Annotated in this window: 13 protein-coding genes; 1 reads left to right on the top strand and 12 read right to left on the bottom strand. The window is 38.7% G+C overall.

The genetic code is table 11. From position 1 onward, the window contains the following. Positions 1–59 precede the first annotated feature (59 nt). The 5 genes from MMB69_RS18235 to nei all read right to left on the bottom strand — a co-directional run bounded on the left by MMB69_RS18235 (position 60) and on the right by nei (position 4,878). Positions 60–914 (bottom strand): MurR/RpiR family transcriptional regulator, encoded by an 855-nt coding sequence (locus tag MMB69_RS18235; RefSeq protein ID WP_042992307.1) that lies wholly within the window; start codon positions 912–914, stop codon positions 60–62. Between the two features lie 12 nt (positions 915–926). After that, entirely contained in the window at positions 927–1,781 is an 855-nt protein-coding gene (gene murQ / locus MMB69_RS18230) for an N-acetylmuramic acid 6-phosphate etherase (protein WP_221812592.1), read from the bottom strand. 205 nt (positions 1,782–1,986) lie between these two features. Further along, positions 1,987–3,366 carry a DUF6612 family protein gene (locus MMB69_RS18225; protein ID WP_221812593.1) on the bottom strand — a complete coding sequence of 460 codons (1,380 nt, stop codon included), beginning with the start codon at positions 3,364–3,366 and terminating at the stop codon, positions 1,987–1,989. 216 nt (positions 3,367–3,582) lie between these two features. Then, positions 3,583–3,960: an FAS1-like dehydratase domain-containing protein gene (locus tag MMB69_RS18220; protein ID WP_013055587.1), complete on the bottom strand. Its 378-nt coding sequence runs from the start codon at positions 3,958–3,960 to the stop codon at positions 3,583–3,585. A 99-nt stretch (positions 3,961–4,059) separates the two neighbouring features. After that, the gene (nei, locus tag MMB69_RS18215) at positions 4,060–4,878 is read right to left on the bottom strand and encodes an endonuclease VIII (protein ID WP_221812594.1); all 819 of its coding nucleotides are present in this window, start codon (positions 4,876–4,878) and stop codon (positions 4,060–4,062) included. Positions 4,879–5,125: 247 nt separating this feature from the next. On the opposite strand from nei, the gene MMB69_RS18210 reads away from it, so the two are divergent. Next, a complete protein-coding gene (locus tag MMB69_RS18210; protein WP_277448147.1) occupies positions 5,126–6,127 on the top strand; it encodes a DUF3231 family protein in 1,002 nt (333 codons plus the stop codon). A gap of 26 nt (positions 6,128–6,153) precedes the next feature. Here MMB69_RS18210 and MMB69_RS18205 read toward each other — a convergent pair whose 3' ends face one another. The 7 genes from MMB69_RS18205 to MMB69_RS18175 all read right to left on the bottom strand — a co-directional run bounded on the left by MMB69_RS18205 (position 6,154) and on the right by MMB69_RS18175 (position 14,314). Further along, complete coding sequence (locus tag MMB69_RS18205) at positions 6,154–7,170, bottom strand: FecCD family ABC transporter permease (protein WP_277448146.1); 1,017 nt, start codon at positions 7,168–7,170, stop codon at positions 6,154–6,156. Positions 7,171–7,175: 5 nt separating this feature from the next. Next, a complete protein-coding gene (locus MMB69_RS18200; protein WP_116515214.1) occupies positions 7,176–8,210 on the bottom strand; it encodes a FecCD family ABC transporter permease in 1,035 nt (344 codons plus the stop codon). Positions 8,211–8,289: 79 nt separating this feature from the next. Continuing rightward, positions 8,290–9,234, bottom strand: a complete 945-nt coding sequence (locus tag MMB69_RS18195; protein WP_195695267.1) for an ABC transporter substrate-binding protein — start codon at positions 9,232–9,234, stop codon at positions 8,290–8,292. A 172-nt stretch (positions 9,235–9,406) separates the two neighbouring features. Continuing rightward, on the bottom strand, positions 9,407–10,066 hold the full coding sequence (locus tag MMB69_RS18190) for an HAD family hydrolase (protein ID WP_014461428.1): 660 nt from the start codon (positions 10,064–10,066) through the stop codon (positions 9,407–9,409). 113 nt (positions 10,067–10,179) lie between these two features. Next, on the bottom strand, positions 10,180–11,559 hold the full coding sequence (locus MMB69_RS18185) for an APC family permease (RefSeq protein ID WP_221784372.1): 1,380 nt from the start codon (positions 11,557–11,559) through the stop codon (positions 10,180–10,182). A gap of 323 nt (positions 11,560–11,882) precedes the next feature. Further along, positions 11,883–12,815 (bottom strand): agmatinase, encoded by a 933-nt coding sequence (gene speB, locus MMB69_RS18180; protein ID WP_277448145.1) that lies wholly within the window; start codon positions 12,813–12,815, stop codon positions 11,883–11,885. Positions 12,816–12,937: 122 nt separating this feature from the next. Next, on the bottom strand, positions 12,938–14,314 hold the full coding sequence (locus MMB69_RS18175) for a putrescine aminotransferase (RefSeq protein ID WP_028412134.1): 1,377 nt from the start codon (positions 14,312–14,314) through the stop codon (positions 12,938–12,940). Positions 14,315–14,322 lie beyond the last annotated feature (8 nt).

The following is a 14,322-nucleotide window of genomic DNA, read 5'->3' as shown; positions in this document are numbered from 1 at the left end:
TGGATACGCCACTGAGGAAACAGACCACAAAATCCCCTTTTTGTAATCGCTTTCTTTTTTTATTTTTTATCTTTCAAAAACTGAATGGCATCTCTTGTTTTGTCAATATACTCAATCGTCTGGTCGTACTGCTGCGCTGCAATACTTAAAAATAAAACATCAATCACATAAAGCTGGGCTAAACGAGACGATGTAGCTGCGCTTCGAAACGGCGCTTCTTGAGAATAAGACGTATACAAACAAATATCTGCTAAAGACGAAACGGTAGACTGTCCGTACTTAGTTAAGCTAATCGTCTTTACTCCGCGATTTTTAGCTAAAGATAAGACGTTGCTTACTTCAGGGGTCTCCCCTGAAAAAGAGATGCCCACAACTACATCGTCTTTACTTGCATTTGCGATGAGTGTAGCTGCTAGATGGCTATCTGCAAAAGCCGTCGCATTTTTATTAATTCGAAGAAATTTTTGCTGCGCATCCATAGCAATAATATGTGAAGCACCGATTCCAAAAAAATGAATGTTTTTGGCTTCAATCAATGTCAAAACAGCCCGCTCTGCTTCTTTATAATTCACAAGCTCGGCCGTATCACTTAAACTTTGAATGCTGTTGCTTACTGTTTTTTTGACAATAGTTTGAATCGTTTCGTTTGTTTCAATATCGCGGTATCCTTGTTCTGTATCTTTAGCTAAATCACCGGCTACTCTTACCTTTAATTCTTGAAAGCCGCTAACCCCGATAGATTTACACAAACGAATAACAGCGGCACTGCTCGCATTCGCTAGTCTTCCTAGTTCCCCAGCCGTACTGTTTACCACAGTATGCGGGTTGTTTAAAATATATTCAGCAATTTTCCTCTCCGAATCCGGAAGCTTAGCCACCGTGTTTTTAATCATTGTTAATCCGCCTGTTGACATCGTTTCTCTCCTTTATACGTAATGTTCAATCGCTTTTCTCACATAACCCCCCGCATTATTCAGTAACGTCTTTGCGGTATCGTAATTTTCATTTGTTTTGATCATAACCACTGCTGTTTTTACCTCATTATTTGCTTCTTCAAGCGTTTGACTTGCTTGCTCATAAGAAACACCTGTAATTTTACAAATAATACCTATCGCTCGTTCTTTAAGCTTTTCATTACTCACATGAACATCTATCATTAAGTTTTCATACGCTTTTCCTACTTTGATCATAGCCGCGGTAGAAATCATGTTGAGAATCATTTTATGAGCGCTTGCTGCTTTTAACCTTGTGGAACCTGTTAGCACTTCTGGACCTACTACCACCTCAATACTATGGTCCGCTTCTTTTCCAATAAGAGAATTACCATTGCAAGACAGGGCCACCGTTTTAGCTTTTACAGATTTTGCATATCTTAATGCACCAATCACATAAGGAGTGCGTCCGCTTGCAGCAATTCCAATGACTGTGTCTCGTTCATTCAAATGAATTTTTTGTAAATCTGCTGCTCCCAATTCTTCTTTATCTTCTGCACCTTCAACTGCTTTCACAAATGCTTTTTCTCCTCCAGCCATCAGTCCCTGTACCTGATTGGGATTGGTACTGAAAGTAGGGGGACATTCAACAGCATCCAATACTCCCAGTCGTCCGCTTGTTCCCGGACCAACATAAATAAGCCGGCCTTCCTTTTGAAATAATTCACTTACAAACTCAACTGCTACCTCTACGTTTGGAAGTACTTCTTGCACAGCCAGCGCCACTTTTTGATCTTCTTTATTCATTACGTGCGAAATTTCTTTTGTACTAGCCGTATCTATCTTCATGGTCTGCTCATTTTGGGACTCTGTGTTAATAATGTAAGCTGTTCATTCATTTTTTTAGCTACTTTTTCATCATGTAGTGAAGTTATGGTTATTATAATTCCTTTAAAATATAATTTCAATAATTTATTTTATTTTTAAAATTATATTTTAAACGAACATAGAAAAAGACTTCAGGCATATAGCTGAAATCTTTTTCTATGTCTATTTATGATTGTTGAGCAAATGTTAACAGATACTCATCTTGCATTAAAACTTCGTAATCTTTTTCACCATTTCTTATAACGTGTACAGGGACTGTTTTTGCCGGAAGTAATTCAACTGGCTCACGATAGCGTTTTGCTACTCCGTTAATAAGTTCGTTTACTAACTGCTCGTTACTCAGCTCACCCGCCTGATATTTTTCTGCAAGTGGTGTCATGACTTCCGCTAATACACTTGCATCGTTAAATCCTTGAATTTCGACTTGTACAACGTACGCATCATCTTCAGCACTATACGCTGCATCTTTAATGTTATATTTTGTAGATGAAAGAGCTTTTAGAAAAGCGCTGCTTACTTGGTTTAACTGCTCATCGGTTATATTTGAGCTCAATGATGATAAAGCACCTTTAAAATTCGTTTCAAAAAACTCTACAAACGAACTCTTTTGGAACTCCCCTTTTTCTTTTACCTGTTTCTTATCGTGCTGATTCGGATGTTTGGCAACAAATTGATCTGTATTTTGATAAACAGTGGCTTGAATTAAAGCATCAACGTATTGTCCCGCTTCCTTGGCATAGGCAGCCTGCTTTTCTTTACTTGGCGTTTCCGTGCTGCTATCTTTAGAAGCAGCAGCAGATTTTGCTTCCACTTTTGGTTTTGTTACATTGTCTAATTGGTTATATGTATACGTATACGTTTGCTTAGACTTTGAGTTTTCTGTTTTTCCGTCTACTTTAACTGAATACGACTGATTTTTTACTACTTTCTTTACTTGCTTCGTTTCTTTATCAATTGTCACAATAAGCGAAAAATCTTTTCCTTTAATTTGGTCAAGGTCTACAGCAGTATCGCTGCCTTGATTTGTTATTTTATAATAAGCTTTAGCATCATCTGCTACAATTTTTTGCTTTTTGTCTTTGTCTCCGTTAAATGTTAATACATACTCTTTGTCTTTTTCGGTGACGTCAAATTCATTTGGAAGATTTTTATCATATTTTTGGTAGTAGCGTATTGGATTTTGTTGAAGCTCCATAGAGTTATTAATTAAAGCCTTAACGTACTTTTTTTCTTCTCCCTGTACTTTTGTGCTTTCTTCTCCAGCCACAGCTAACGTTTCATCACCGTCATGATACATCTTCAATTCTTCACCGTTCATTTTTGTGTTAATGTAACCTGCTTTACTTTTAAAATCAAACTCTTGTACTCCGTTGACTTTGTAATCAGACGATCCTTCTTCTTTCCCATTGACTTTCACTTGAACATTTTTCACCTTTTCTTGTGCTTCTTTCACGTCACCCGTTAATTCCTCTGAAGACGGCATCCCACATGCCGAAAGCAATAGAGCGAATGATAGTGCTAAGCCGGTATTCATTATTTTTTTCATCTAAGAAACTCCTTTTTAAATATTTTTCCAAAAATAAGAATCTATGTACTTAGTAAATACACATTTTTACCATTTATGAAACTCAACTTTACTAAATTACCATATTTACATTTAAATGGTAACCAACAAAAGAAGGAAATTGCACAATAAAAAAAGTCACGAATCCGTGACTTTTCTAACAACATTCATAACTTATTTTTCGTTAGCGCTTTCATTTCAATCTCTTATAATTCCATTACTTGTCCCTATCAGTACTTCTTTACCTTGTTGATTTCGATACACTGATTTGATTTTCACTTTTTGAAAACCATCTGCTTTTTCTACTTCAGTTAATATGCATTCACAGGTAACTGTATCTCCTGCAAAAACTGGACGAAGAAATTCACTCACCATTTCTCTTGCAATGTAGTTTAAGTCTCCCCCTATCTTTGTCCCAATACTAGCAGTCATAAGTCCATGTACCATTAGCCGCCCTTTTTCGTCACGTTCTATATGATGTTTGCCCCGGTCTCCAGTCATCTCCGCAAACTGCATGATTTCTTCCTCTTGAAACGTTCTTTGCCACGTAAATGTATCTCCTGCTTTACATTCCATCTTATCCCTCCCCTTAAGATTATGACTTTACTTTTTAACTATATCACAAAAATGAACAGTCATTCATTTCCACATCAAAAAAATAGCAGAATAATCCCGCTATTTCTGACAAGTAGGACAGTAATAAAGCCTTCTAGAAGCAGCTTGGACTTTTAGAATAGGCGTGCCGTCAATTCGACAAGCTTCTCCTTCACGGTTAAAAACCCAGTGGCGGTATGCAGAGCGCTTTTGCCCTTTCTTTTTTAACGCTTCAGCAAGCTTTACATCATTTGTAATGCCACCTGTTTTATAAGACTGTTTTACAAGAGAAATGGTTGCTTCAGCTGCCTTTTCAAGCTGTTCTTCCGTGCAGTCTACCGGACGAGCTGCAGGATTAATTCCCGCTACAAATAGGATTTCACTGCGCAAATAATTTCCAATCCCCGCTATAAAGCTTTGGTCTAGCAGCAGCGACGCCCATTTTCTGCGGTAAAATGGCTTAGAGTAAAAGCGATCTAAAAGCTCATCTGCCGTTACTTCTTCACTTAAAATATCCGGACCTACTCTTGATACAAAAGGATGAGCAGAAACTTCTTCATCACGCAATACTTCAATATCAGAAGCGCTATAGAGCAGCGCTGATTTCTTTTCATTATGAATAGCAAGACGCAGCTGTCTGTTTGTAGATGGATAATTGTAAGATGAACGTACATACCATTTTCCATAAAGCTGATTATGTGAATAAATGGTATAGCCGTTGTCAAAACGAATAAGCATAGCCTTCCCTTTTGTATCTACCCTTTTAATACGAGCACCCGTTAATACTTCTTCGTAATGCTGTAAAGATGGAAAAGCAAACCATATCTCGCGAACGGGAAGACCGATAATTGCTTTTTCCACTTCGTCGGCTGCTCGTCTAATTTCTGGACCTTCTGGCATATAATGAAACTCCTTTCTTGCCTAACTTTCTTCATTTATTATTTCGGTTTTATTTCTGCTTTGCAAGAAAGAAGCGGTTGCGCCCTTCTTTTGCTAAAAGAACCTTTAAATTATGCATGACGTTTACTCTTATAGTAAAATGTTGATACCTTTTTTACTTTCTATAGTGTTTATCTTACTTCCTTTGACTTATACTAGTTGGTAACCTTTTAGAAACTTGTTAATTACTTAGCATGAGGAGTTTATTATGAATAATCAATCATTTTCTCCACTATCAGCCGCTGAGATGGCTGTTATTTGGAAGCAATATATGAACGATAAAGCGATTTCTTGTATGCTCAAACAATTTCTGTGTCATGTAGACGATTTAGAGATTCAAAAAGCGATTCAAGGTACACTGCACATCACAACAAAAAACAGTGATACGCTCACTGCTATCTTTTTAAAAGAAAATATGCCAATCCCGCTGGGTTTCGGAGAAGAAGACCTTGATACTGAAGCTCCAAAATTATTTTCGGATTCTTTTTATTTGCTTTATTTAAAGCATATTTCAAATATCCTTCTGCTATCAGCAACTACGGGCGTCGATGTTGCCGCAAGAAATGATGTACGATCTTTTTTTCGCAGCTTGCTGTTAAAAGCAGAAAAGCTTAATCAAACGATTACAGATTTGTTGTTAGAAAAACAAATTTTTATAGAGCTTCCGCCTATTCCTATTGCAGATGCGTCTGATATGAACGATAAAGAACTCTTCTTAGGAAGCTATTTTGATGAAAAGCGGCCGTTAACGGTCATTGAAATTTCCCATATCGTGTCAAGCATACAGACGAACTTAATTGCAAAGGATTTAATTTTAGGGTTTGCTCAAACAGCTCCTTCTCAGGAAATTCAAGCTTTTTTGTTAAAGGGTAGAGAGCAGGTACAGCAGCACATTGAATCCCTGTCACAACCGCTAATGGTAGAAAACATACCGGTCACAATGAAGTGGGATTACGGAGTAGAAAAGTCTTCTGTTCCTCCATTTTCAGAAAAACTCATGATGTTTCACCTAGCTGCGATGATTACTGAAAATGTACGTGGCTACGGGCTTGCGATGTCAACAAGCCCCCGTTTAGATCTCGCTTTAAACTATACAAACTTCACGACTGAAATTTTGGAATATGCCAAAGAAGTATCAAGAATAAGTATTGAACAAGGATGGCTAGAAGAGCCTCCGCATATTCCATTTCCCAAAATTCACTTGGAATAAAAATAAGCTCGCGCTAAAGCGCGAGCTTATTTCTTAGATTCTCTCCACAATAAATAAAGAAAATATGGAGCACCGATAATGCCGATGATTAGCCCAGCTGGAATTTCAATTGGAGGAGCAATTCCTCTCCCAATTAAATCTGCCGCTAGTACAAATAAAGCGCCAAGCAAAGCGGCTGTAGGAATCAATTTTTTGTGTCTCGGTCCCACTAACCGTTTGGCCACATGAGGAATAATAAGCCCTACAAAACCAATGGTGCCAACAACCGATACAACCGCAGCCGTCATTGCCACTGCGCTTGCTAGCAATACTAGACGAATTAACTCTACTCTAGCCCCTAGTCCTCGAGCCACTTCATCACCTAAATGAATTAAATCTAATCGGGCAGCTAACAGCCAAATCAGCGGTACTAATATAACGACCCAGGGAAGTAAACCAATTAATTGATCCCATGTCCTTCCCCATAAGCTGCCGCTCAGCCAAATCAGTGCCGCATTTACGTTTGGATTTGCTTTTGAAATTAACAAGTGAATACCGGATGAACAAAAAGCGCTGACTGCTACACCTATTAATGCAAACCGAATAGGTTCTACTCCTTTTTTATAAGCAAGCAAATAGACGATGACAAAGACAAGCGAGCCTCCTGCAAACGCAGCGGCGGATAAAACAGATGGGCTTGCTAAAGGCAGTAAAATAGTGACTGCAACAGCTGCTAATCCTGATCCGCTTGATAGACCTAATGTATCTGGGCTAGCGAGCGGATTTCTCATAATGGACTGTACGACGACTCCGGACACAGCTAGGCCGACTCCCGTTAACATAGCCAGCAAAATACGAGGCAGACGAAATTCTACTAAAATAGACGTCAAGTCAGGATCGCCAATACCAATAAAAGACGTAATAATGTCTAGAGGAGGTATGTTAATGTCTCCTAAGCTGAGGCTTATCACACTCAGCGCTATAATTAAGACAGAAAGAATGATAAACAGGCCGACAGACTTGAATCGAGATGGCTGCTTTTTTGTTTTATTGACAGTCTGCATATAACTCATGCCTTCCTTTCTGTTTTTTTACGTCTCGCTAAGTAAATAAAGTACGGCGTTCCGAGCAACGCTGTTACTGCACCTACAGGAGTCTCATACGGGTATGTAATAAATCGTGACAATACGTCTGCTAACAGCAATAAAGATGCACCAAGCAGCGCGCTCATTGGCAAAACGACCCGGTAATCTACACCTATTAAATAGCGTACCATATGAGGAACAACAAGCCCTACAAAGCCAATAGGACCCGCAATAGCCACTGAAACACCTGCTAATACAATCACAACAACTGCCGTGAACGCTCTAATGGCAAAGACGCGCTGTCCGAGTCCTCTAGCTACGTCATCGCCTAAAGACAATAAAGAAGACGCTCTTCCCAGACCAAAAGCAATAAGCAGACCGACGATGCTAAAAGGAACCAATACATGAACATGTCCCCAATCTCGTCCAATAACTGAACCGGTGAGCCAGAACATAACGCCTTCTGTTTTGCTTTCATTAAAAATCAGCAGCGTTTGCGTGAGAGACATAAGCATACCTTGTATAGCAACACCTGTTAAAGCAAGCTTTACATCACTGTCGCCTCCTTTAATCAACGAACTCATGACATAAACAATAACAGCAGCAAATGCGCCTCCTAAAAATGCACCAAATACCCCGCCAATCATGCTTACACTAGGCACTAAAACCGTTAAAAATACCATTGCCGCTGATGCGCCGGCGTTAATACCAAAAATACCAGGAGAAGCTAATGGATTTCTAGTTAATGCTTGCATCAGCGCTCCAGCGACAGCCAAATTAGCGCCCACAAATGCCGTTACCAGTAAGCGAGGCAGACGGACAGTTTGAATAATAGACTGTTCTTTTGATCCGTCAAAATTTAGTATAGCTTGCTTAATCGTTTCAAAAGAAATATGTATAGAACCGATGGAAATAGATAAAAACATTGAAATCAGTAAAAGAATAATAACCGCAAGAAAGATAGCTATTATACGAAGCGGAGATTTGTTTCTTTTGGATAAGCCGTGAACAGCTTTCATAGTAGACTGCGCCTCCTTCCATTTGAAAGTTCAATAAAAAGAAAAAAACAACCCCGCTGGATTGTTCTTTTCTTCGTTATTATTTGCCTTCAAATAATAACTTTTCTGCTTCATCTGCAATACCATTTGCACCTTGTACACTTCGGCGAAGAGACCATTTAAATACATCAACTTCATACACTTGATTATTTTTAACCGCTTTTAGCTCTTTCCATAATGGCTGTTTTGCTAAAGGCGTATGACCTTTTTCATTTCGCATAACAATGAGTTTGTCCGGATCTGCTTTTACGAGCTGTTCCATTGTCATTTTTACACTGTACTCTTTTGTAGGATCTGTTAATGCATTTTTGAAGCCTAATTGCTCAAGAACACCCGTTGTAAAGAAATTTGAAGTTCTAGCATTAATATTACCATTTGCATCAGCGATAACAAGTACATTGCCCGGATTTTTTGGTGCTTTTTCTTTTAAATCCTTCATTTTTTGCTTATGCTCTTCTACCACTTTTTCAACTTTTGCTTTCTTGCCAACCGCTTCTCCTACTTTTAACTCTGTATTTAGTAAATCATCATAATTAGCATTTAAGTTTTTTAACTCAATCGTTGGTGCAATTTTTGATAATTCTTTGTATACATTTTTATGACGTTCTGAATCAGCGATAATCAAATCTGGCTTCAGCAGTTTAATCGATTCCAAGCTTGGCTGTGCTCGCGTGCCAACTGATTTGTATCCTTTGATTTCTTTTAGCACATCTTTATCAATAAGCTGTTCTGCTTTATCATCATCAGCTACTCCTACAGGTTTAATACCAGCATCTAGCAATGCATCAATAAAACCTAACTCTAATACGACTACTCGCTTTGGATTCTCTTTTACCTTTGTCTCTCCAAGCTCATGTTTGACCACTCTTGTTTTTTCACTTTTTTCATCAGCTGAATTTTCCTTATTCGTGCTACTGCAGCCGATAAGCATTCCGATTGCCAGCATTGTAATAAAAGCCAGCAGTCCTATTTTTTTCTTATTCAAATGTCATTCCTCCTGCTTGTATCTTTATGTAGATAATTGACTCTTGAAACTGATAATCGTTATCATTATATCAGTTTTATCTATTTAAACAAGCTGATTCGTTATTTTTAATTAAAAAAATTATATCTATTCCATAAAAAAAGAAAGGACGCAGTAGGAGCGTCCTTTCTTTTTAATCTTCAATACAAAGATACTGAATCACTTCTTTTAAACTTTTCTCTTTCATCGATTCGATGTGTAAGTGATATCTTTCGAATGACAGATGTTTAGTTAACGGATTTGGTACAATCACACAGCGCAAGCCTGCTGCCATAGCAGCTTTTGCTCCATTAGAAGAATCTTCGAATGCTAAAGCTTCAGAGGGCTCTACTCCTAGCTTTTCAATTGCATTTCGGTAAAGAGCCGGATCTGGCTTCACTTTTTCTACATCATCGCGCGTTTGAATGACTTCAAAATAGTGCAGCAAATCTAGCTCTTTTAAAAATGCTGTTACCCAGTCTCGATATGAGCTGCTTGCTAAACCAATTTTTAATCCAAGTTCTTTTGCTTCTGCCAAGTACTCCGCTACACCTTCTCGGGCTACTAATGATTTCATTTTTTCTTGATGACGTCTTAACGATTCTTGAGCTAGTTCCTCTTTTGTGAACTCATTGTTAAACTGCTGAAGCAAGTAATCGTAAAGTGCCGTAGCATCCGTTCCCACATAAGAAGCAAACGTTGCAATCGGTAGATCTACTCCCCTGTCTTCTAACATTTCGCGATATACCTCATACCACACTGATTCTGTATCAATAATTAATCCATCAAAATCAAACACAACTGCTTTAATCATAATTTACCTACCTTTTTCTATCTTATCATTCTTACATAGTAACACGTTCAAAATACGTAATCCATAAATGTGGCTTCCTTAATAAGATAGACTTAAACAGGTAGTTTCTATCCTTACTTTTCTCCGACTTTCATCAAAGGTGACATTTCTTCTGTTTCCTTAAACTCAATGGAAGACAGCTGCCTTCTAAAACCTTTCGTTGCATACACTAAATAAACTAAACCAGCAATCGCCCAGCCAATACCAAGTAAAAAGGAGTTGCGCTCCAAGTTAAGCCATAAAACGCCAATCGCTGCTGCTCCCAATAGTGGCATAATAATGTATGACCAAAAACCCTTAGCCGACCGGTGCTGCTTTTGATGAACAGCATAGTGCGCAATAACCGAAATATTAACAAAAGAAAACGCAATGAGTGCTCCAAAATTAATAAATGACGTAGCTGTTGCCAGACTGAAGAAAATGGCACTTGCTGATACAACTCCGACTAATACAATATTTCGCGAGGGAGTGCGCAGCTTAGGATGAACATAGCCAAAAAATGACTGAGGTAAAATTCGATCGCGTCCCATTACGTATAATAAACGCGAAACGCTTGCATGCGATGACATGCCTGATGATAATGTTCCTGCAATTCCTCCAGCTAAAAAGACAATTTGAAACAGCGTACCGCTCACATACATAGCGATTTCAGGAGCCGCAGCGTCTGGATGCTTGAATCCTTCTAACGTTGGAAAAACCGCTTGAATAAAATAAGATGTCACAGTAAACATGACTCCTCCGATTAACGCAACTAAAAAAATAGCTTGCGGAATCGTTTTTTTAGGATTAGGCGTTTCTTCTGATAACATAGCCACTGCATCAAATCCTAAATAGGAAAAACACATAAGTGTGGCTCCCGCTATTAGTCCTGATGACGTCATGTTCTGATTAAAGAAAGGCTTCATAGAAAAAAGAGTACCTTCCCCCATTCCGCCTAGCAAGGCTTTGATCGAAACAGCAACAAACAATACTAAAATCGTCATTTGAAATACAACAAGAAACGTATTGAAATTGGCGGTGAAATTAACGCTTCGTAAATTTAGCAGCGTAACGATAATGACGAAGCTGACAACCCAAATCCACGATGGTACCGAAGGGAAAATAGATGATAAATAAATTTGAAAAATAAGTGCGTTAACCATCGGTAAAAAGAGATAATCCATTAGTGCAGACCAGCCAACTAAGAACCCCAAATGTGGATTGATTGTCTTTTGCGTATATGTATAAGCTGACCCTGCATTTGGAAACACTTGAATCATCTTTTTGTAGCTTACTGCCGTGAGAAGCATCCCGACAAGGGCTATGATATAAGACGTGGGAACGTGTCCATTCGTCATATCAGACGCAATCCCAAACGTATCAAACACTACCATCGGAGTCATATATCCGATCCCCATTAATACAATCTGCCATAATTTCAACGATCTTTTTAATGTTACTGTTTCATGTTTCATTTATCTTCCCCCTTCTATTTATTAAGAACATTCTGACAATTAAATCCATAAATGCCTGTATTTAATTTCTTTATATAAAAATGAATGACTTTCATTCATTTTTATATAAAGAGTTGTTACGTTTACTATAGCAAATATATGATTTATTTCTTTAAGTTGGTAAGGGTTGCTAACAAACTATCTTTTTCTTTTATCATATTATGAAAGCGCTTTATTTTAAATAGCTATATGTTCCTAATCTCCTGCTATATCAACGCAGAAATACCCTCTGAATAAGAGGGATTTCTGCTTACAAGCCGTTATTCAATCATCGTATCCAATGACTATCTTTTCGTTTTCACTGCAACTAAACTAGCAAAATCATGAATAATTGTAGCTGCAAGCAAAGAGGTTATCTGAGTTGGATCATAAGAAGGTAACACTTCTACTAAGTCAAATCCAACATAGTTAAATCCCGTTAGAGAACGGATCATTTGCAGCGTTTCTCTGCTGCTGAATCCGCCTACTTCAAGCGTTCCCGTGCCTGGTGCACAAGAAGGATCAACAAAATCAATATCAAATGTTAAAAAGCACGGCGTATCTCCAATCGCTGTCTTCATTTGCTCCAAAATCATTGAAAATCCCTGACGTTCAAGCTCTCCTGCCGTTACTACATGGTAACCGAGGTCTTTGCTTTCTTGAACATCTCCCGGATGATTTAATGTCCCGCGAATACCAATTTGAAAAACTTTCTTCGGGTCTACTAGCCCTTCTTCATATGCGCGTATAAAAGGAGATCCGTGCCAATATTTTTCATCGTAATACGTATCCCACGTATCTGTATGAGAATCAAAATGAATCATAGCCACTGGGCCATATCTTTTAGCAGCAGCACGAAGGCTTGCTAAAGTAACGGAATGATCTCCTCCAATTCCAATTGGAACGATTCCTCTATCCATAAGAGCTCCTACCGCTTCTTCCATCAATTCATAGCTTCTGTGAATATTATGCGGAATAACCGGCACATCACCAATATCAATGGCATTTGTATCATCAAATGGGTATACGTCGTGTACCGGGTGATAAGGAAACAGCGTCATGGAAGCTTGCCGAATGGCTTGAGGTGCAAAACGCGCACCTACTCTGAAAGATGCCGCCGTATCAAACGGCATTCCTACTAGCCCTACTTTTGCATTTCCTCTTTCCGCTGGAAGCCTCATAAATGAGCCCGTTGTACAAAATTCTGGTTTGACATCTGGGGACAATGGATATTTCATGATTTACTCCTCCGTTTCGATAATTTCAGTTAGTCGCTAGGCATTTGTACTACTAAAATCATCGAAAGCAATACGGGAATAAGAAACGTTTGACGATTCATATTCATTGCTCCTTGTTACATTTATTGGTTGCTTAGCTCATTTAATACTTTTTCAAATGTAGAAATGACTTGATCTACTTCTTCCGCTGAAATAGTCAACGGTGGCTCAATACGAATTGTTTTAGAGTTTACAAGCGTCCCGGCTACTAGAATTCCTTCATCAAACATACCTTTAGAAAGCGCGTAGCCAATTTCATCTTGGTGAAATTCAATTCCAATCATTAAACCTTGCCCTCTGATTTCAAGTACTTTATCTCCATGTTTTTCAGCAGCTTTCTTTAAACCAGCAAGGAAGTATTCCCCTAGCTCTTTCGCGCGGTTTGGCAGCTGTTCTTCAATCAACACGTTAATAGTTGCAATAGCCGCTGCGCAGGCAAGCGGGTTGCCTCCAAACGTTGTTGTGTGCATAAACGGATTATCAAAGAAGCTTGAAAACACTTTTTCTTTTGCTACAACCGCGCCAGCAGGCATAACTCCTCCTCCAAACGCTTTAGCAAGACATAAAATATCGGGTACAACATCATATAGTTCTGATGCAAACATTTCACCGGTACGTCCCATACCTGTTTGAACTTCATCAAAAATTAAGATAGCGTCGTACTCATCACATAGTGCACGCACTTCTTTTAAATAATTTTCAGGAGGAAGAATAATGCCGCCTTCTCCTTGAATTGGTTCTAATAAAACAGCTGCCACATCTTCCCCTACAAGCGCGCACGTTTCAAATGTTTTGCGCATCATGTCAATATCACCAAACGGTACGTGACGGAAACCTGGAATTAACGGCAGAAATGGTTTACGGAACATGCCTTTTGCCGTACCTGATAAAGAACCTAGACTTTTCCCATGAAAAGAACGTGTTGTGGAAATAAACGTTGTTCGATCACTATACATTTTCGCTAATTTTAAAGCGGCTTCTACACTTTCTGTTCCGCTGTTTGTGAAAAAGGAATACTTCAAATCCCCCGGTGTAATATCTGCTAAAATTTTCGCAAGCATCGCACGAAGTGGATCTAATAAGTCTTGGCTATGGAGCGCTTGACGCTGAAGCTGATCTTGAACAGCTTTGACTACTTTAGGATGACGGTGCCCTACATTATAAATTCCAAATCCGCCCAGACAATCAATGTATTTTTTACCGTTTACATCCGTAAAACAAGAGCCTTCATCTGACCATTCAACAGCTGCAAACTGCGTATCCACCGTTACTGTTTTGCGATATTCCAAAAAGCCCGGGTTGACATGCTCACGAAATCCGTCTACTGTTTCTTTCGTAATCCACTGTGCTTCTTCAGCTGACACTTCGCTTTTTTCAATAAGCCCCAATACTTTGTTGATATATTCGTTTACTTCACCATATGCTTTGTTTACCTCTTGATTTTTCGTCACTGTATTCATTTTAATAT

The sequence above is a fragment of the Priestia sp. P5 genome (assembly GCF_029522155.1).
GTDB lineage: Bacteria > Bacillota > Bacilli > Bacillales > Bacillaceae_H > Priestia > Priestia megaterium_E.
This window is presented reverse-complemented; position numbering and strand designations above follow the sequence as displayed.